This window comes from Rhodoferax sp. ZS1R8 (genome assembly GCF_056521325.1).
Genome location: NZ_JBWMBA010000006.1, coordinates 14115 through 33332, shown reverse-complemented (window position 1 = coordinate 33332; position 19218 = coordinate 14115). Strand labels below are relative to the sequence as shown.

The 19218-nt window shown below is 62.9% G+C and carries 15 protein-coding genes; 12 read left to right on the top strand and 3 right to left on the bottom strand.

Annotated elements, in window-relative coordinates; genetic code table 11:
* Positions 1–62 precede the first annotated feature (62 nt).
* The 12 genes from AC097P_RS19635 to AC097P_RS19580 all read left to right on the top strand — a co-directional run bounded on the left by AC097P_RS19635 (position 63) and on the right by AC097P_RS19580 (position 14789).
* Positions 63–2012, top strand: a complete 1950-nt coding sequence (locus AC097P_RS19635) for an Ig-like domain-containing protein (RefSeq protein ID WP_479612127.1) — start codon at positions 63–65, stop codon at positions 2010–2012.
* 63 nt (positions 2013–2075) lie between these two features.
* Positions 2076–3536: a hypothetical protein gene (locus AC097P_RS19630; protein ID WP_479612126.1), complete on the top strand. Its 1461-nt coding sequence runs from the start codon at positions 2076–2078 to the stop codon at positions 3534–3536.
* Positions 3537–3612: 76 nt separating this feature from the next.
* Positions 3613–4452, top strand: coding sequence for an SDR family NAD(P)-dependent oxidoreductase (locus tag AC097P_RS19625; protein WP_479612125.1), 840 nt, complete (start codon positions 3613–3615; stop codon positions 4450–4452).
* Entirely contained in the window at positions 4452–5021 is a 570-nt protein-coding gene (locus AC097P_RS19620) for an NHL repeat-containing protein (RefSeq protein ID WP_479612124.1), read from the top strand. The genes AC097P_RS19625 and AC097P_RS19620 overlap by 1 nt, the downstream gene beginning before the upstream one ends.
* Positions 5002–8244: an NHL domain-containing protein gene (locus AC097P_RS19615; RefSeq protein WP_479612123.1), complete on the top strand. Its 3243-nt coding sequence runs from the start codon at positions 5002–5004 to the stop codon at positions 8242–8244. Before AC097P_RS19620 ends, AC097P_RS19615 begins: the two co-directional genes overlap by 20 nt.
* Before the next feature lie 110 nt (positions 8245–8354).
* On the top strand, positions 8355–9611 hold the full coding sequence (locus tag AC097P_RS19610) for a response regulator (RefSeq protein WP_479612122.1): 1257 nt from the start codon (positions 8355–8357) through the stop codon (positions 9609–9611).
* Between the two features lie 157 nt (positions 9612–9768).
* The gene (locus AC097P_RS19605; RefSeq protein WP_479612121.1) at positions 9769–10428 is read left to right on the top strand and encodes a TetR/AcrR family transcriptional regulator; all 660 of its coding nucleotides are present in this window, start codon (positions 9769–9771) and stop codon (positions 10426–10428) included.
* Entirely contained in the window at positions 10428–11312 is an 885-nt protein-coding gene (locus AC097P_RS19600; protein ID WP_479612120.1) for an SDR family oxidoreductase, read from the top strand. The genes AC097P_RS19605 and AC097P_RS19600 overlap by 1 nt, the downstream gene beginning before the upstream one ends.
* 27 nt (positions 11313–11339) lie before the next feature.
* Entirely contained in the window at positions 11340–12512 is a 1173-nt protein-coding gene (locus AC097P_RS19595; RefSeq protein WP_479612119.1) for an acyl-CoA dehydrogenase family protein, read from the top strand.
* A complete protein-coding gene (locus AC097P_RS19590) occupies positions 12509–13690 on the top strand; it encodes an acyl-CoA dehydrogenase family protein (protein WP_479612118.1) in 1182 nt (393 codons plus the stop codon). The genes AC097P_RS19595 and AC097P_RS19590 overlap by 4 nt, the downstream gene beginning before the upstream one ends.
* A 9-nt stretch (positions 13691–13699) precedes the next feature.
* Positions 13700–14200 carry a thioesterase family protein gene (locus tag AC097P_RS19585; RefSeq protein WP_479612117.1) on the top strand — a complete coding sequence of 167 codons (501 nt, stop codon included), beginning with the start codon at positions 13700–13702 and terminating at the stop codon, positions 14198–14200.
* 49 nt (positions 14201–14249) lie between these two features.
* Complete coding sequence (locus AC097P_RS19580; protein ID WP_479612116.1) at positions 14250–14789, top strand: GNAT family N-acetyltransferase; 540 nt, start codon at positions 14250–14252, stop codon at positions 14787–14789.
* A 61-nt stretch (positions 14790–14850) separates the two neighbouring features.
* Here the strand turns inward: AC097P_RS19580 and AC097P_RS19575 are convergent, their stop codons facing one another.
* The 3 genes from AC097P_RS19575 to AC097P_RS19565 all read right to left on the bottom strand — a co-directional run bounded on the left by AC097P_RS19575 (position 14851) and on the right by AC097P_RS19565 (position 19189).
* Positions 14851–16059 carry an ABC transporter substrate-binding protein gene (locus tag AC097P_RS19575; protein WP_479612115.1) on the bottom strand — a complete coding sequence of 403 codons (1209 nt, stop codon included), beginning with the start codon at positions 16057–16059 and terminating at the stop codon, positions 14851–14853.
* 51 nt (positions 16060–16110) lie between these two features.
* A complete protein-coding gene (locus AC097P_RS19570) occupies positions 16111–17271 on the bottom strand; it encodes an ABC transporter substrate-binding protein (RefSeq protein ID WP_479612114.1) in 1161 nt (386 codons plus the stop codon).
* Between the two features lie 61 nt (positions 17272–17332).
* Positions 17333–19189 carry an AMP-dependent synthetase/ligase gene (locus AC097P_RS19565; protein ID WP_479612113.1) on the bottom strand — a complete coding sequence of 619 codons (1857 nt, stop codon included), beginning with the start codon at positions 19187–19189 and terminating at the stop codon, positions 17333–17335.
* Positions 19190–19218 lie beyond the last annotated feature (29 nt).

Below are 19218 nucleotides of genomic sequence, written 5' to 3'. Positions count from 1 at the left end.
GATTGTTCTCTAGCATGCGCCCTTGTGCCGGTCAAATGCTTGGTTAAAAGAGAAATGGTGTCATGAAAAATAGTCATAAAACAGAAGTGTCTGCGCAGCGTCTTGCCCGCTACACCGTGTCGTTGGGTCTTTGTTTCCTTGGGGCGCTGCTCGCTGGTGCAAGCTGGGCCGATACGGCCAGTTTCACGACGCCAGGCGGGGTCAGGTGGGTGGTCCCCGCCCGTGTGACATCGATCCACATTGTGGCGAAGGGTGGCGGCGGTTCTGCGGGGGGTGGTGGCGGCCCTGGCGGTCGTGGTGGTGCGGTGACGGTCACTCTGCCCGTGCAGCCCGGACAAGTACTTGCGATGTTCGTGGGCGGTGGAGGGCAAACCTATGGTCTTGGGGGCGTGGGAGGTGGTTCGACCAACATCGACGCTAACACCACGCAGCAAATTATTGCTGGCGGCGGCGGCGGCGGCGGTTTCAAGGCAGGAGGCGATGGCAATGGTTCACCAGGGCAAGATGACTACTACCTCCAGGGTGGTCGCGGTGGTGCCAACGTCGTGGGCGGAGCAGGTGGTTCCAGGGGGATGGTCAGTACTGGCGTCTCGGGCGGTTCAGGTGGTTCCGGCAATGGCGGGCCCGCTTGGGGCAGCGGACCTGCTGGGGCCTGGGGCCAAGGTGATGGCCTGGGCATTGGCGCGCCCGCTGCGTGGTATGGACAGGGCGGCGGCGGTGGCGGTTATGGCGGCGGCGGTAGTGGTGCCTACGACACCTCTGGCTATGGCGCTGGGGGCGGAGGCGGTGGTAGCGTCGGACCAGCCGGTGCCGTCATTACCGTGGCCAACAACGGCGGCGTCTTCGGCAATAGCGGCTCAGGCGGCGGAAATGGCTCTATCGAGATGACCTACTTCCCCAACTCCGCGCCGACCTTCGTCAGCGTTGGCGCTGGCACCCTGTCGGTGCCCCAAAACGCAACGGCTACCAACATAAGTGGTCTGCTGCACGTGGGCGATAGTGATGTCGGGCAGACGTTGACCTGGACGCAAAGTGTAGCGCCTTCACATGGCACGCTGAGCCTTGTTGGTGCCACGGCCAGCACTGGCGGCGGGGACATCACGCCTGGCGGCGCGCTGACCTATACACCGGCCGCCGGCTACTCGGGTGGCGACACGTTCACGGTGCAAGTGGGTGACGGGATTGCCAGCGCCACGCGCGTGATCAACGTGACGGTGGATCCCTTGGTCCCCTCGCGCAACGCATCCATCCCGTCTGGCCCCGCGTGGCTGGACATGGCTAGCGGCAACGGACCGCGCATTTTGTCTGGCATGGTTTCTGTGTTGTCGAACACCCTGCAGACCCCGATGCGGCCTGTCGGCCAAACCGCGTCCGGCGTGCTGGTGTTGACAGGCTTCCATGGCAACAACCTGAGCGTCATTCCCATTGCCTACCAGAGCAATGACGCGCGGCCCGACGGACTCTACCCACTGGACAACGGCCAGTACCAGGTAGTGGTGAACGGCACGGCCGTCACCGTTGCGCCTGCTATTCAGAGCCTTGCCGAGTTGGTGGGCATGTTGCCCACGGACGCACAAATCCGCATGGACGAGGCTGGCGTTCTTAGCGCCAAGATCAATGGCACGACTTACGTGGCGCGACCCGGTGTTGTCGTGCAGTTGCTTGTCAACCCCCCAGGCAAGCCTAGTCTGACCACGGGTGGTGATGGATACCTGCGCTTTATAGATTCGACTGGAAACAGCCAGACTCTGTATCCCGCTTTCGCCGACGCGGTGGCGTTGCGCAACGCCTTGCAGGCACTGGATGGGAGCGCCACGTTCAGTGTCCAACCCGACGCTTCGGTCGTGACGGTGTTCAAGGGACAGCGGCGCACCCTGGTGCCGGAATACACGCTGTCGGACGTGCCTGCCGACAAGTTGGGGCAGAGCGCATGGCTGGAAGGCGCCGCCCGCTACCGCGTGGCCAACAACCAGCCGCTGGGTACGGCCCAGGGCTTTTCGATGACGCCCTGAGAGCGGTGTCTGTATGCGCCTCTGTATTCGCTATTTCTTGGTATAGACGTGTCCTGCGATCCTATGAACTCCCCCTATTTTTTGCAGCTGGTTCGCAGCCTGGTTTGCGCTGCAAGTTTGTGGAGCCAAGTCCTCCCGGCCTGGAGCGCAACGGGCGCCCAAGTCATCTTCTTTGACAACCCCGGAGCACAAACGCTGGGCACGGCTCCCGTGCTGAGCGCCTCCGCATCGTCGGGATTGCCGCCCTCGTTCACATCCACCACCCCCGCGGTATGCACGATCACCGGCGGTGGCGCGCTGACCTTGGTCATGGCGGGCACGTGCACCATTGCGGTGGACCAACGGGGTGATGGCTTTTACGACCCGGCGGGCCAGGTCTCGCAGAGTTTTGACGTGGAGAAGGCCTTCCAGTCGGGCTTGTCTGTGAGCGCCAGCGCCGAAAGTTTTCCTATAGGTGGCAGCGTCACACTCAGGACCACGGGGGGCAGTGGCGCGGGCCTGGTCAGCTACGTGTCCGAAAGCGCCAACTGCACCGTCAGCGGGAAAACCTTGGTGGGTGTCGCGGCGGGTAGCTGCATCGTCTTTGCCAACAAGGCGGGTGACGCCATCTTTTCCGAAACGCGGCGCAAGTTCGGCATTGAAGTGGTGGCCCCATTGTCGGCCGGCACCGTTCCCACTATGCCCACGCTGGCGCTTCCCACTATGTCCACGCTGGCTCTTCCGCCCGTCTGCGGGCTCGCTGCTTGGCCCGACATCGTCAATCTGAAAGTCGATTTAGGGCCGGCCTTCACGGTCGACATGGTCAAGCTGTTGTCTTCGGCTCTGGGTGAGCCATTGGTATTCGTGGAGCAAAGCACATGCGGTGCAGTCACCCTCCGTGGGTACCGCGGTGGCAAGCTGGCCTTCATACCCTTGAAGTTCCAAGGTAGTGGGGACCTGCGCGCCGACGGTGTCTATCCACTGACCGGTGCCCAGGCCAACGGGCAATACCAGGTGGTGCGCAGTGGGCAGTCCCTGGTACTGGCTCCTGCGCTGGCGAATGTGGAGCAACTCATCCCCCTTTTGCCTGGTGTGCTGATCAGGCAGGCCGACAACGGCGTGTTGGTCGCCACTGTCCAGGGCACGACCTATTCCCTGCAACCGGGCGTGCAGGTGCAAGTGGGCAGCGCTACGGGTAGCGCACAGCTGTCCATGGAACGTGATGGCTATTGGCACTTCGCCGATGCGCAGGGCAACCGCCAGACCCTGTACCCAGCCTACGCGGACCCGGTGGCGCTGCGTAATGCGTTGCAGGCCCTGGATGCAATTGCCACATTGACCATCCAGCTGGACGGCACCGCCGCGACCTTGTTCAAGGGCGCGCCCTATACGCTGGTACCAGAACCCACGCTTACCAGCGTACCCACCGGGCGCTTGGGACTAAGCGGATGGCAAGACGGCGTTGGGGAGGGCGGCGCGGTGCGCTACCGCGTGGCCAACAACCAGCCACTGGGTACGGCGCAGGCCTTCACGGTCAAGCCCTAGCAGCAGCCAGGCATGCTACTTGTCCCCGTGCCGACAGCAGACGGGGTGGTGAAAACAAACCAATTGTGAGGAATACATGAATTCAACAAAGACAGCATTCGTGACCGGTGGCGGTTCAGGCATTGGCCGTGCACTGTCCAAGGCTTTGGCCGCACGCGGTGTCGCGGTGTGCGTGGCCGATCTTCAATTGCAGGCTGCGCAGGGCGTGGCGCGCGAGTGCGGCGTACGCGCGACGGCGCTGGCGCTGGATGTGCGTGATGCGGACGCCGTACGCCGGTCTATACAAGCCTTCGCGGACGAACATGGCCGCCTGGACTATGTGTTCAACAACGCGGGCATGGGCATTGGCGGGGAAACGCATGAGATACCGCTGGCGGCCTGGCAGCGCATTGTGGACGTCAACATCTATGGCGTGCTCCATGGCGTCTTGGCGGCCTACCCCATTTTGCGCAAGCAGGGGTTTGGGCACATCGTCAACACTGCATCGCTTGCCGGTCTGGGGCCGGCGCCGCTGCTCTCGCCCTACGCGCTGACCAAGCATGCGGTGGTGGGGCTTTCCACCAGCCTGCGCATCGAAGCGGCCGCCCGTGGTGTGCGGGTCAGCGTGCTGTGCCCGTCGGCCATTGAAACCCCCATTCTGGATGCCCAAAATCCCGACGAATTCAACATCCCCTGGGGGCCGGACATTCGCCGCTTCCTGACGGCGCTGGCCGGCCCGCCCTACTCGGCCGAGAAATGTGCACGGGAAGCGCTGGACGCCGTGGAGCGCAATGTCGGCGTCATCGTGCTGCCGGGCCGCGCCCGCCTGGCATGGCGCCTGGGCCGCATGTGGCCCAGGCTGGTGGAGGGCGTTTCTGGCACAGCCGTGGCCACCGAGAGAGCGTCCCGCCAGCCCCCATCCTCGGAGTTGCGATGATGGCGGTGGTGAAACGCTGGGTCAGGACCGGGCTGTGCCTGGCCGCAGTGCTGCTCTGCTTGGCGGACGCAGCCCTGGCCACCACGCTGATTGCCACCGTTGCCGGCGGCGCCCCTACCGGCCCTACCGGCGGCGCGCCGCTGGGCACCGGCATTAACGCACCCTCCGACCTGGGCCTGGACGGCACCGGCCGGCTGGTCGTGATGTCCAGCGGCCTCAACACTGGTAACGACTGCTGGGTGGCGCGGCTCAGCGCCGATGGCAGCGTCGTCAGCCGCGTCGCCGGTGACGGCAGTTGCGGTGGCTTTGGGGGCGACGGTGGGCCTGCCACGGCGGCCCAGCTCTCGGGTGACACCAACATGTTGTTCGCCGGCCTGGCGGTGGATGCGGCGGGCAATATCTATATCGCCGACCACCAGAACCACCGCGTGCGCAAGGTGGACGCAGCCAGCGGCACCATCAGCACCGTGGCCGGTACCGGCACCGCCGGTTTCAGCGGCGACGGCGGGGCCGCCACGGCGGCGAAACTGGACCGTCCGACCCCGGGTCATGGTCGATGCGGGCGGTAATCTGTACATCACCGAAGGAGCGGCCCGCGTGCGCAAGGTGGCTGCCGGCACCGGCACCATCAGCACCGTAGCCGGCACTGGCTCGTATGGCTTTGGCGGCGATGGCGGCGCGGCCACTGCGGCTTTGCTCCAGCTACCCATGGGCATGGCGCTCAGCGCCACCGGCGACCTTTACATTGCCGATTGGGGCAACAACCGCATCCGCAAGTTGGATGGGGCCACCGGCACCATCAGAACCGTAGTCGGCAATGGCACCATGGGCCTTGCCGGAGACGGTGGCGCGGCCACCGCGGCGCAACTGTCATCCCCCGTCGGCCTGGCGTTCGATGCCGCCGGCAACCTGTATATCGCCGAACTGGACAGCCACCGCATCCGCAAGGTGGATGCCGGCAGCAACACCATCAGTACCGTGGCCGGCAATGGCACCTGTGGCTTTGCCGGCGACGGCGGCGCTGCGACGGCAGCCCAGTTGTGCTCGCCCTCCAGCGTCGTGGTGGATGCGGCGGGCCATCTCTACATCGCCGACAACCAGAACAACCGGGTGCGCAAGGTGGATGCGACCAGCGGACGAATCTCCACGCTGATCGGCAATGGCAGCCCCCAGACCATTTCCCCCTGGCACAACATGGCCGCTGCTGCAGCACCCTTGCGGGGACCTTTTGGCTTGGCGCAGGGTTCCGGCAACCTGTACTTCACCGACTCGTGGATGCTCAACCAACTGAACCTTGCCACCAACCGGGTGGACACGCTGGCCGGCAACGGGGTGCGGGGCAGTAGCGGGGACGGTGGCCCCGCCACCGCGGCCAGCCTGGACGTTCCGACCGGCGTGGCGCGGGATACTGCCGGCAACCTCTATATTGCGGACAACTTCAGCCATCGCGTGCGCAAGGTGGATGCGGCCAGCGGCACCATCAGTACCGTGGCCGGCACCGGTACCGAGGGTACGGGGGGCGACGGTGGCCCGGCGGCGGCCGCCCAGTTGCGCTACCCGGCGGGCGTGGCCGTAGACGCTGCCGGCAACCTCTACATTGCCGAATCTGCCCGCATCCGCAAGGTGGATGCGGCCAGCGGAGCCATCAGCACCATCGCCGGCAGCACGGCGGGTGTGGCCGGCTGCAGTGGCGATGGCGGCCCGGCGACGGCGGCGAGTGTGAGGTCGATCCGGGGTATGGCCTTCGATGCCGCCGGCAACCTGTATGTCGCCGACTCCACCTGCAGTACCGTGCGCCGGATTGATGCCCACAGCCGCACCATCAGCAGATTCGCCGGTAGCGGCCAAATGGGCTTCAGCGGCGATGGTGGACCGGCGGCCGCGGCGCGTTTGTATTACCCCAACGGAATCGGCTTCGACGGAGCCGGCAACCTCTACATTGCCGACTCCGGCAACTTCCGCATCCGCAAGGTGGACGCAGCCGACGGCACCATCAGCACCTTCGCTGGCACCGGCGCGGCGGGCTCCGGCGGGGATGGTGGTCCGGCTACGGCGGCGCAATTCAGTTACCCCTCGGGCCTGGCCGTAGATGCCGCCGGCATCGTCTACGTGGCCGATCTCAATACCCACCGCCTGCGCCGCATTGCCGATACCCCAGGCGCACCGACCGCCGTGGCGGCCATGGCGGGCAACGCCCAGGCCAGCGTGCGCTTCAGCGCGCCGGCCGCAGGCAGCGCGCCGATCAGTGGCTACACCGTGGTTTCCAGCCCGGCCGGCGGCGTCGACACCCACGCCGGTACCACGGCCACCACCCACACTGTCACCGGCCTGGTCAATCACCAGAGCTACACCTTCACCGTGGTGGCCAGCAATTCCATCGGCACCGGGCAGGCCTCGGCGGCGTCGAATGCCATCCTGCCCGGCCAGTTGCCCGGTGCGCCCAGCATCGTCGCTGTGGTGCCGGGCATCGGGCAGGTCACCGTCAACTTCAGCGCACCGGCCAGCAGCGGCAGCAGCACGGTCAGCGGTTACACGGTGGTCGCCAGCCCGGCCGGCGGTGTGGATGCGCAGGCTGGCACCACGGCCTTGAGCCACACCATCACCGGCTTGACCAACGGCGTGCCCTACACCTTCACCGTAACCGCCACCAGCGGCTACGGCACCGGCCCGGCCTCGACGGCATCGAACGCGGCAACCCCCGCCCTGCCACCGGGCGCTCCCACCGGTGTCAGTGCTGTGGCGGGCAACGGCCAGGCCGTCGTCAGTTTCAGCGCTCCTGCCAGCAATGGCGGCAGTGCCATCATCGGCTACACCGTCACCTCCACCCCTGCGGGTGGGGTGGATACGCAGGCTGGCAGCGCGGCCCTGGGCCATACCGTCGCCGGGCTGAGCAATGGCGTGGCCTACACCTTCACCGTGGTCGCCGCCAATGCGGCCGCCAGTGGCAGCGCCTCGGTGGCGTCGAACAAGGTCACGCCCAGCGCGCCACCCGAGCCCAGCATCCCGCTGTTGCCTGTGACTATTCCCGGCACCAGCCTGCGGCCATCCATCGTCAACATGGCTGCGGGCGAAGGCCCGGCCTACCTGGCCGATCTGGTGGCACTGCTCTCCAGTGCCGTGGGGCAACCGCTGCAGTTGCTAGGCCAGAACGCGCAGGGCACCGTGACGCTGAGTGGCTACAGGGGCGGCAAGCTGGCGTTCATGCCAGCCAATCACCAGAGCGGGGGCGACCCGCGTGCCGATGGCGTCTACCCCGTGGGTGATGGGCGCTACCAGGTGGTGCGCAAGGGCCAATCGCTGACCATCATTCCGGCCCTGGTGAGCCTGGACCAGCTGGCGTCTCTGCTGCCCGGCCTGAACGCCGTGCTGGCGGACAACGGCGTCATCACGGCCACGCTGGGTGATGTGCGTTATGTGGTGCAGCCCAGTGTGTCGGTGCAGGCAGAGGCGGTCACCGGCAATGCGCGGTTGATGGTGGGCAGCGACGGCTATTGGCATTTCATTGATACCCAGGGCAACAACCAGGCCTTGTACCCGGCTTTTGCCGACCCGGTCGACCTGCGCAATGCCTTGATGGGCATGGATGGTGGCGCTACCTTTCGCATCGAACTCGATGCCACGGCCTCCGTCATCGTAAAGGGGCAGCACTACAGTCTCGTGGCGGATCTTCTGCTGTCCGGCGTGCCGACCGAGCGTCTGGGCCAGTATGGGTGGCAGGAGGGCACGCTGCGCTACAAGGTCGTCAACAACCAGCCTCTGGGCACTTCCCAGGGATTGACCGCAAAGCCCTGAAGCCTTGTGCAGGGGCGATGCTGCCGATCCCTTCCCCGCAGCGCGTGGACCAGCAAATTCTGGCCACCGCTTGCCTTGCGGATCGTTTTAGCGCAGAGTCTGTCATTGATATGACAGCATCCACAACGCACAAACCGACCTTGTTGCTGGTGGATGACCAGATACTCAACATCCAGCTGCTGCACCATATCTTCAAAGACGACTACGCAATCTGCTCAGCCACGACCGGCGCGCAAGCGCTGGCCCTGTGCGCACGGCAACTGCCAGACCTGATCTTGTTGGATGTCGTCATGCCAGTCATGGACGGTCACCAAGTCTGTATGCACCTGAAGTCTGACGCCCGCACGCGCGACATTCCGATTATTTTTGTGACGGGTCATAACAACCCGGAGGAAGAATCCGCTGCCTTGCGTCTCGGGGCAGTGGACTTTATTTCCAAGCCTGTCAACGCCTCGGTGGTCCGGGCGCGGGTCCGTTCGCAGTTGATGCTTCGCCAGACCCTGCGCCAGGTGCAAGACCTGAACCAAAATTTGGAAACCCGTGTCGCCGAACGCACTGCAGAGCTGCTGCACGCACTGGAACGCCTGCAGCATTCGCAAGAAGAGCTGGCCCACAGCGCCGCCAATGCCACGCTGAGCACGATGATCGCCGGTGTGTCGCACGAGCTGGGCACACCGCTGGGCAATTGCAAGATGGTGGCAGGCACACTGTCCGAGCACACGCGCGATGTGGTGCGCGACATGCACGCCGGTATCCTCAAGCGATCGGGCTTGGCGACGTACATGGAGCAGGCCAGCGAAGGGTTGGCTCTGTTAGAGCGCAACCTGGAACGCTCGGTTGAATTGCTTGCAAATTTCCGCCAGGTGGCTGCCGACCAGGCCAGCGAGCAGCGCCGCAACTTTGACTTGGCCGCAATGGTCAATGAGATCCTGCACACGCTGAGCCCCGGCCTCAAACACCACCCGCACCAAGTGGTGGTGGATATACCCGAAGGCCTTGCCATGGACAGCCTGCCCGGCCCGTTGGGGCAGGTGGTCATCAATCTGGTCAACAACGCGTATCTGCACGCATTTGAGGGCCGCAGCAACGGCGTGCTGACCATTGAAGCGCGCCAAGACGGCGACCAGGTGCGCTTGGGGTTCATCGACAACGGCGTAGGCATGGCACCCGACCATCTGGCCAAGCTGTTTGAGCCCTTCTTCAGCACCAAGATCGGCAAGGGCGGTACCGGCCTGGGGATGGCCATTGTGCGCAACCTGGTGAGCAAGACGCTTGGCGGCCGCGTCACCGTGACGTCCGTGCTGGGCGGCGGCACGCACTTTAACTTGGTGCTGCCCCGTGTGCTGCCGCAAGCCAAACCTTCTTGATTGCTATAAATTCAGGAGCTGCTTACGCTCGTTCCACGAGGGCTACAGGCCATTTTGGCTCTAGAGATTGGTTCAAAATGCACGCATGGCCACTAGCCCTATATTTTTACAAAGCAAACGCTTGCTATAAATAGCTGGATTTGGTATCGTCAGCGGCATGAAGCCAGACGTAGCGCCGCCGCCGCCCGACACCTCTCCCAAGCGCCCGCGTGGCCGCCCCCGCAAAACGGTGGACGAGCGTGACGATGGCAACCGCCGCCAGGCCTTGTTGTTGTCCGCCGCCCAGCTGTTCAGGCGAAAGGGCTTTGCCGCAACCACCACGCGCGACATTGCCGCCGCCGCCGGCATGCAAAGCGGCTCACCGTTCTACCACTTCAAAAGCAAGGATGCGCTGCTGTATGCCGTCATGGAGGAGGGCATGCGCTCTGCACTGGCCCGTCTGCTGGCCGCTACGCAGGGGCCGGGCTATGCAGACTTGTCGCCGGCGGCCCAACTGCGCGTGCTGGTCACCGTGCACTTCGACGTGCTGCTGGGGCCGGGCAGTGATTTCGTGCCGGTCATGCTGTACGAGGCACGCTCGCTGCCGCCGCGCCAGCACAAGGCGCTGGGGCAGTTGATTGCCGAGTACGAGGCACTTTGGCTGCCGGTGTTAAACGCATTGCAGGCCAGCGGTGAACTGCGTGCGCCGGTGCGCCTGGCCCGGCTGCTGATTCTGGGTGCGCTGAACTGGTCGGTGCAGTGGTTTGATGCCACGAAAGGTGCGTCGCTGCAGGAGCTGTCGGACGCTGCGATGGATTTGTTTTTGAAGGGATCATGATGTCTTACGGTTCTGTATTTGCCCCGGACCTATTCGCGGGCAAAGTCGTCATCGTCACCGGCGGTGGCTCGGGCATTGGGCGCTGCGCGGCGCATGAACTGGCGGCGCTGGGTGCCACCGTGGCGCTGGTCGGCCGCAAGGTCGAGAAGCTGCAAAAGGTGGCGGACGAGATCACAGAGGACGGTGGCACGGTCAGCTTCCAGGTCTGTGACATCCGCCAGGAAGATGCGGTCAAGCAGTGCGTGGCGGCCGTCAATGTGCAGCACGGCCCGGTCTACGGTTTGGTCAACAACGCCGGTGGCCAGTTCATGACACCGCTGGAAGCCATCAGCGCCAAGGGCTGGGAGGCGGTGGTCAACACCAACCTGACCGGCGGGTTTTTGATGGCGCGCGAATGCTATCTGCAAGGTATGAACAAGACGGGTGGCGCGATCGTCAACATCGTGGCTGACATGTGGGGCTCCATGCCCGGCATGGGCCACAGCGGCGCAGCGCGGGCCGGTATGGTCAGCTTCACCGAAACTGCTGCGGTGGAGTGGGCGGGCAAAGGCGTGCGGGTCAACGCGGTGGCGCCGGGCTATATCGCATCCAGCGGCATGGACAACTATCCCGCCGAGATGGCGCCCATGATCCGCGAGATGGCCAAGACCATTCCCGCCGGCCGCTTTGGTACCGAGGCGGAGACGGCTGCCGGCATCGTGTTCTTGCTGAGCCCGGCCGCGTCATTCATCAGCGGCACCACCTTGCGCATAGACGGTGCCCGGCCGCAGGCGCGCACCGGCTACCCCATGCGCGTGCCCGATGCCGCCGTGCAGGCGCGCGATGCGGTCAAGCCCTTCAACGGTTTTCATAGGGCCGAGACACCGAAGGTGTTTCAGGTCTAGACCGCACAATTTTTTGCGAGCAATACCATGCAATTCACCCACGAACACCTCGAAATCCAGAAAACCCTGAAGCGTTTCATCGACGCCGAAATTAACCCCCATGTGGACGAATGGGAAGCAGCCGAGCAGTTCCCGGCGCACGAGGTTTTCAAGAAGCTGGGCAACCTTGGCCTGCTGGGCGTGACCAAACCCGAGGCCTATGGCGGCATGGGGCTGGACTACTCGTATGGCATGGCCATGGCCGAAACACTGGGCCATGTGGACTGCGGTGGCGTGCCCATGGCTATTGGTGTGCAGACCGATATGTGCACGCCGGCACTGGCCCGCTTTGGCAGCGAAGAGTTGAAGAAAGAATTCCTGGTGCCGGCTATTGCCGGTGACGCTGTGGGTTGCATCGGTGTCAGCGAACCGGGTGCGGGCAGCGATGTATCGGCCATCACCAGCCGGGCGCGCAAGGATGGCGACGACTATGTCATCACCGGCCAGAAGATGTGGATCACCAACAGCCTGCAGGCCGACTGGATGTGCATGCTGGTCAACACGGGCGACGGGCCCGCACACAAGAACAAAAGCCTGGTCATGGTGCCCATGCGAGAGAACGGCAAGCTTCGCAAAGGCATTGAGGTGGCGCAGAAGATCAAAAAAATCGGCATGCATTCCAGCGACACCGGCCTGATCTATTTCGACGAGGTGCGCGTGCCGCAGCGCAACCTGATCGGTCAGGAGGGTGCAGGTTTCGTCTACCAGATGCAGCAGTTCCAGGAAGAGCGCCTGTGGTGCGCAGCCAGTGGCCTGCAGAGTCTGAACAACTGCATCCAATGGACGGTGGAGTGGGCACAGGAGCGCAAGATGTTTGGCGCCACACTGGCCGACCAGCAGTGGGTGCAGTTCAAGCTCGCTGAGATGAAGACCGAGGTGGAAGCCCTGCGTGCGCTGACCTACCGCGCCTGCGAGCTGTATGTCAGCGGCCAGGACGTGCTGGAGCTGGCATCGATGGCCAAGCTGAAAGCCGGGCGGCTCAACCGCATCGTGGCCGATGGCTGCCTGCAGTTCTGGGGCGGCATGGGCTACACCTGGGAGAACAAGGTGGCACGCCTGTTCCGTGATGGCCGGCTAGGGTCGATAGGTGGTGGTGCGGACGAGGTCATGATGGGCATCATCGCCAAGACCATGGGCGTGGCAAAACGCAAGACCGCATGAGCATGGATGACTTCACCGTTGGCGCAGAAGATATTGCCGCCATAGAGGACGGCGTGCGCCGCTTCGTGCAGACCGAGGTCAAACCGCATCTGGAGGCTTGGGAAGAGGCGGGTCAGTTCCCACGCGAGTTGTACCAGCGCGCCGCCGACATGGGCTGGCTGGCCATGGGCTACCCCGAGCAGTTTGGCGGCACGCCCGCACCGTGGAGTCTGCGCAATGCAATGACGATTGCACTAGCCCGCCACGGCGGCAGCGGCGGCCTCATGGCGAGCCTGTTCAGCCATAACATTGGTCTGCCGCCGGTGGTGCGCCACGGCAGCGCCGCCTTACAGCAGCAGGTGATTCCCGATGTGCTGGCCGGCAGGAAGATCGCTGCGCTGTGCATCACCGAACCCGGTGGCGGCACCGATGTGTCTGCGCTCAAAACCACGGCGCGCAGAGAGGGCGACGAGTACGTTGTCGACGGCGAAAAGGTTTTCATCACCTCCGGCGTACGTGCCGACTGGCTGACGGTGGCGGTGCGCACGGACCTGCAGAACAAGGGACCGATGGGGATCTCGATGCTGATGGTTCCGGGCGATGCGATGGGCCTGTCACGCAGCCCTCTCAAGAAGATGGGTTGGCTGTGCTCCGACACGGCACAGATCCGTTTTGACGGCGTGCGCGTGCCGGTGGGCAATCTGGTCGGCGAAGAGGGCTCAGGCTTCAAGATCATTCTGACCAACTTCAATGGTGAACGATTGTCCATGTCGGCCATGGCGCTGGGCTTTGCCGAGTGCTGTTACGACGAAGCGCTGGCCTGGGCGCAGCAGCGCAAAACCTTTGGTACTACGCTGGTAGACCACCAGGTGATCCGCCACAAGCTGATGGACATGAAGATGCGCATCGAGTCGACGCGCGCGTGGTTGAACGCCGTGTCCGCCCGCGCCGATGCCGGTGACCGGGGCGACAAATCGGCCAAGGGCGCGGAGTGGGTGGCCCAGGTCTGCCTGCTAAAGAACCACGCCACCCAAACCATGCAGTTCTGCGCCGATCAGGGGGTACAGATTCTGGGTGGCATGGGCTTCATGCGCGGCACGGCCTCTGAGCGCATCTACCGCGAGGTCAAGGTCATGATGATTGGCGGTGGTGCCGAAGAAATCATGAAAGAGTTGGCCTCTCGTCAGCTCGGTATCTGATACTGCACCATGCCTAAAACTACACCACATACAGCCGCGACGCCCGACGCCGTCGCGTTCGAACCCGAATTCCTGCAAGGCCTGACCCGCATCTTTGAAGAGTCCATCGTTTTCAACAAAGTGCTGGGCTTGAAGATAGCTTCCATCAAACCTGAGCAGGTCATCGCCCATATCGCGATGAAGCCCGAGCTGGTGGGTCACTACAGCTTCAACCGCATCCACGGTGGCGTCATCAGCGCCGGGCTGGATGCCATGGGCGGCCTGGCCGTGATGGCTGCCATTGGTGCGCGCCACATGGATGAGGCGCCGTTGCAGCGCCTGCACCGCTTTAGCAAGCTGGGGACGATCGACCTGCGTATTGACTACCTGCGCCCCGGAATTGGCGAGAGTTTCGAGCTGCGGGCCGAAGTCATGCGCCTGGGTTCGCGCGTGGCGTCCACGCGCATGGAGTTTCTGGGTGCTGATGGCAAGCTACTGTCCACCGGGGCTGGCGCGTACATCGTTTCCTGATACAAACGGGGTTCCTTGTTCAGACCGCCCCCGCGCGGAACCAGCCACCATGTCCCTCACCGTTCGCCGTGCCAGCGTGCAAGACGCAGCAGCCTATGCCCGCATCATGGGCGACCCCAGTGTGTACCCCGGTTTGATGCAGATGCCCTACACCAATGAAGAGTTGTGGCGCTCGCGCCTGGTTGAGAGCGCAGCGCCCGGCAAGACCGATCTGTTGCTGGTGGCCGAGCTGGACGGGGCGGTGGTCGGTACAGCCGGCCTGCACCCCGCAGGCGCATCGCAACGCCGCCGCCATGCGTGGATGCTGGGTATATCTGTGATCGCCACCGCTCAGGAAAAGGGCGTGGGCAGTGCGTTAATGGCGGCGATGTGCGAATACGCGGACCGCTGGGTGGGTGCGTTGCGCTTGGAGCTCACCGTCTATGTAGACAACGTCCGGGCGATCGGCCTGTACAAAAAATTCGGCTTTGAGATCGAGGGCACGATGCGGGGTTACGCCATGCGCGACGGTCAATTCACCGACACCCATGCCATGGTTCGCTTTCACCCCCAGCCGCCCGGCATAGCGGCCGCACCGCAGGCAAAGTAGCGCTGCAGGAATAAAAGAGCCACCCGCGGGTGGCTCTTTGTTGTGTGTGCTTGGGCTGAACCTATTTCTTGCCAGGCGCTGCTGCTGCGGTGCTGCCAAAGTAGTCGGAAACTGTTTTCCACTTGCCATCCACAATCTGCGACAGGCGCGATGCATCGCTACCGAGTCGCTTGGTTGCAGTGAAAGACTGCACTGCGCCACCGAAGAAATCAGGCTCGATAGTCAGGCTGTCCATGACCTTGATGAAGCTTTCGGTATTCAGGTTTTTGCCCGCACGGCCGGCCGCCATGGCAAAGCTGGTAACGATGGAGTAGCCGTACACCGAGAATACGGTGGGGTCTTCATTGAACTTGGTCTTGTACTTGCTGGCCCAGAAGCGGATCGGTTGCGATGCCTCATCCAGATAGGGGTTTTGCACGGTCATCGTCGCGTATAGGCCGTCCATAGCCTTGCCACCCAGCTTGTGGATCAGGTCGGTGTACGAGGCGCTGGAGCCCAGAAAGATGGGGTTGTAGCCCAACTTCCGCGCCGTGGCAATGGCGCCAATGGTCTCTCGGATGATGGTGCCCAGCACAATCATGTCGCAGCCGCCGGCCTGCATCTTGGACACCTGCGACGAAAAGTCTGTGGCGCCACGCTTGTACGATGTTTTCTCGACAAATTCCATGTTGACCGTTTTCAGGCCAGCCTCTGCGCCCTTCAGCACTTCCAGGCCAAAGTCATCGTCCTGGTACATGGTGCAGACCTTCTTGACGCCTCTTTCCTTGATCAATTTGGGCACAGCATTGCGCATCTGGTCAAAGTAAGTGGCAGCATAGGAATACTTGAGCTTGTGGAAGGGCTCGTACATTTCCCGCGCGGCGGTGATGGGGAAGAAGTTGATGACGTTCTTCTCAAACTGTACCGGCATGGCGGCCATGTTGTGTGCCGTGCCAATGTGGCCCACCATCATGAAGATCTTGTCCTGGTTGACCAATTTTTGCGCAGCCAGCACTGCCTTCTTGGGGTCGTAGGCAGAATCTTCCACGATGATCTTGAGCTTGCGGCCGTTGATGCCGCCCTGCTCGTTGATTTCGTCCACTGCCAGAAGCATTCCCAGGCGAGCCTGTTTACCAAATCCGGCGATGGGGCCCGACAAGTCCTGAATGGAGCCGAGCAAAATCTCGTCCTTGCTCACGCCTTGGGAGGTCGCGGTCGAGGCGCAGACGTGCGTCGCAACCGTGCCGGCCAGCGCTACGGCTGCGATAGTTAGCGCAGTGTTGAATTGCATCATGGGTGTCCTGAGAGGGGGGCGGCTACAAGAAGGCGTGGTGGCGCTCAGTTACTTGCTGGCGTAATCGATGACGACCTTCCAGCGGCCGTCCTGAATCTGCGACAGGCGGGATTCATCACTGCCCAGCCGGCGCGTGGGTGTGAACTTCAGCGGCGGCGCGCCAAATATATCGCCCGGAACCTTGGTGACTTCCATGGCGCGGATGAACTTGGATGTGCTGGGGCGGTCGCCGGAGTCACGCATGGCGTTGGCAAACACATTGATCGAGGTGTAGCCAAATACGGAGATAACAGACGGGTCCTCGTTGAACTGGGTCTTGTATTTGTTGGCCCAGCGGCGCACGGCCGGCGAAGCGTCATCGGCATAGGGGAATTGCGCGGTATTGGTCGCGTAGTAGCCCTCCACAGCCTTGCCACCCACCTTGTGGATGATGTCGGTGTAGGAAGCGCTGCTGCCCATGAAAATGGGGTTGAAGCCCATTTTGCGGGCGGTGCCTATCGTGCCAATGGTCTCGCGGATGATCGTGCCCAGCACAACCAGTTCGCAACCGCTGGCCTGCATCTTGGCCACTTGCGACGAGAAGTCGGTCGCACCGCGCTTGAACGAAGCCTTGTCGGTCAGCGTCATCTTGGCGGCCTTCAGCCCTTCTTCAGTCCCCTGCAAAACCTCTTGGCCAAAATCGTCATCCTGGTAAATCGTGCAGACCTTGGTGACGTTCTTTTGGCGTATCAGCTTGGGCAACGACAAATGGATTTGCTCAAAGTAGGTGGGGGCCACCGAGAACTTGAGTCTGTGGAACGGCTCGTACATGGAGCGTGCGGCGGTCAGCGGAAAGAAGTTGATGACGTCCTTCTCAAACTGCACGGGCATGGCGGCCTCGTTTTGCGCTGTGCCGATATGCCCAACCATCATGAAGATCTTGTCCTGGTTCACCAATTTTTGCGCCGCCAAAATCGCCTTCTTGGGGTCGTAGCCAGAGTCCTCAACCAGCAGCTTGATTTTGCGGCCATGGACGCCGCCCTGTTCGTTGATCTCTTCAATGGCCATTTCCATGCCGGCGCGCGCTTGCTTGCCGTAGCCCGCCAGTGGGCCGGACAGGTCCTGGATCGTGCCGATCAGGATTTCGTTTTTGCTGATGCCCTGCTGAGCAAAGGCGGTGCCGGCCAGCATCGTGAGGGCGGCGAGGGTAAGGGCAGTTTTAGTTTTCATGGGCGTCCAGTAGGTCGTGGGAGGGGTTGTGGAAGGGGTTGCGGGTGTAGGGCGGGGGCCATTAGACATACATGGCGTCAATTTGGGTTGCATATTTTTTCTCCACCAGTTTGCGTTTGAGCTTCATGGTGGGTGTGAGTTCCTCGTCTTCGGCTGTCAACTGTGTTTCGAGCAGGAAGAATTTCTTCAGTTGCTCCACCCGGGCAAACTTATGATTCACCCGATCCAGTTCGGCCTGAATCAGCGCCTGTACGGCCTGCGATTGCGTCAGCGACGCATAGTTGCTGAAAGGCACATCGGCGTCCTGTGCAAACTTCTCCACGTTTTCCTGGTCGATCATGATGATGACAGTCAGGTAAGGGCGCTTGTCACCAATGACCACCGCGTCGGTGATGTAAGGCGAGAACTTGAGGTCGTTTTCCAGCTCGCTGGGCGTGATGTTCTTGCCGCCCGCCGTGATAATGATGTCGTTCATGCGGTCGGTGATGCGGTAATAGCCATCCGCATCCACGACACCCACGTCACCGGTGTGTAGCCAGCCGTCTTTGTCCAGGGTCTCGGCGGTCTTCTCGGGCAGGTTCAAGTAGCCGGCAAACACGTTCTTGCCGCGCACCAAAATTTCGCCGGTGGCTGGGTCTAGCTTGACCTCGTTGAAGGCTGCGGCTGGGCCTATGGAGCCAGGCTTGATCTTGCCAGCCGGAACGCCGGTCGAGGCGCCGCATGTCTCGGTCATACCCCATACCTCCAGCATGGGCACGCCCAGCGCCAGGTACCAGCGCACCAGGTCTGGCGATATCGGGGCCGCGCCGGTTACCAGAAAACGCGCGCGGTGAATGCCAATGAGCTTGCGCACATTGTTCAGCACGAGCCAGCGTGCCAGCGTAAATTGGAGCTTGAGCCAGCTGCTGACTGGCTGACCCGCCAGTACACGGTCGGCGATGGTTGTGCCGACACCGATGCCCCAGGCATAGGCCGCCTGCTGCACGCGCCCGGCTTCCTTCAAGGAAATCATCACGCCGGAGTAAAACTTTTCCCAGACCCGTGGCACAGCGGTGAAGACGGTGGGCGCAATCTCGCGCACGTTCTCCGGAATGGTTTCGGGGTTCTCGACGAAATTGATTTTGGCGCCGGTGTACATCGCAAAATACTCACCGCCCATGCGCTCGGCAATGTGGCACAGCGGCAGAAAGCACATGCGCTCATCGCGCGCGTCCTGGGCGACGAGGGCGTTGTAGCCGCGCACGGTAAACACCAGCCCCTGGTGCAGGTGCATGGCACCCTTGGGCTTGCCGGTGGTGCCGGACGTGTAGACCAGAATGGCCAAGTCGGTGGGCTTGCACGCAGCCACGCGTTGCTCGACCACGCCGGGGTTTTTGATCAGGTAGTCGTGGCCCACCGCTCGCAGGGTGTCTAGGCTGATGACGCCGGGGTCGTTCAGGTCGCGCAGGCCGTCCATGTCAAATACGACGATCTTGCGCAGGCCAGGCAGTTGCGCACGGACCTCAAGCGCCTTGTCCAGTTGCTCGTCGTCCTCGACAAACAGAATGGTGGTGCGTGAGTCCGCACACAGGTACTGCACCTGCGAAGCGGCATCGGTCGGGTAGATGCCATTGGACACGCCGCCCGCGGACAGCACGCCCAGATCCGCAAAGACCCACTCGACAACCGTGTTGGCCAGGATGGAGGCGCAATCGCCCTTGGCAAACCCCAGCGCTAGCAAGCCACCTGCAATTTCGCGTACGGCCTCTGCGGTTTGTGTCCACGTCCAGCTGCGCCACAGGCCCAGATGCTTTTGTCGCATCCAGACATTGGGGCCGCGTTGGGTGACCGCATTCCAGAACATGGCGGGAATGGTCTCGCCTGGCAGGACAATGTCGTTGCACGGCTGGATCTTGGATGTGTCCCAGAGTTGGCTCATGAAAAGGTCCTAAAAATTTGCCGCCGGGC

Coding starts and splice junctions, on each gene's coding strand:
- AC097P_RS19635 (WP_479612127.1), top strand. CDS start 63: ATGAAAAATAGTCATAAAACAGAAGTGTCTGCGCAGCGTCTTGCCCGC.
- AC097P_RS19630 (WP_479612126.1), top strand. CDS start 2,076: ATGAACTCCCCCTATTTTTTGCAGCTGGTTCGCAGCCTGGTTTGCGCT.
- AC097P_RS19625 (WP_479612125.1), top strand. CDS start 3,613: ATGAATTCAACAAAGACAGCATTCGTGACCGGTGGCGGTTCAGGCATT.
- AC097P_RS19620 (WP_479612124.1), top strand. CDS start 4,452: ATGGCGGTGGTGAAACGCTGGGTCAGGACCGGGCTGTGCCTGGCCGCA.
- AC097P_RS19615 (WP_479612123.1), top strand. CDS start 5,002: ATGGTCGATGCGGGCGGTAATCTGTACATCACCGAAGGAGCGGCCCGC.
- AC097P_RS19610 (WP_479612122.1), top strand. CDS start 8,355: ATGACAGCATCCACAACGCACAAACCGACCTTGTTGCTGGTGGATGAC.
- AC097P_RS19605 (WP_479612121.1), top strand. CDS start 9,769: ATGAAGCCAGACGTAGCGCCGCCGCCGCCCGACACCTCTCCCAAGCGC.
- AC097P_RS19600 (WP_479612120.1), top strand. CDS start 10,428: ATGTCTTACGGTTCTGTATTTGCCCCGGACCTATTCGCGGGCAAAGTC.
- AC097P_RS19595 (WP_479612119.1), top strand. CDS start 11,340: ATGCAATTCACCCACGAACACCTCGAAATCCAGAAAACCCTGAAGCGT.
- AC097P_RS19590 (WP_479612118.1), top strand. CDS start 12,509: ATGAGCATGGATGACTTCACCGTTGGCGCAGAAGATATTGCCGCCATA.
- AC097P_RS19585 (WP_479612117.1), top strand. CDS start 13,700: ATGCCTAAAACTACACCACATACAGCCGCGACGCCCGACGCCGTCGCG.
- AC097P_RS19580 (WP_479612116.1), top strand. CDS start 14,250: ATGTCCCTCACCGTTCGCCGTGCCAGCGTGCAAGACGCAGCAGCCTAT.
- AC097P_RS19575 (WP_479612115.1), bottom strand. CDS start 16,059: ATGCAATTCAACACTGCGCTAACTATCGCAGCCGTAGCGCTGGCCGGC.
- AC097P_RS19570 (WP_479612114.1), bottom strand. CDS start 17,271: ATGAAAACTAAAACTGCCCTTACCCTCGCCGCCCTCACGATGCTGGCC.
- AC097P_RS19565 (WP_479612113.1), bottom strand. CDS start 19,189: ATGAGCCAACTCTGGGACACATCCAAGATCCAGCCGTGCAACGACATT.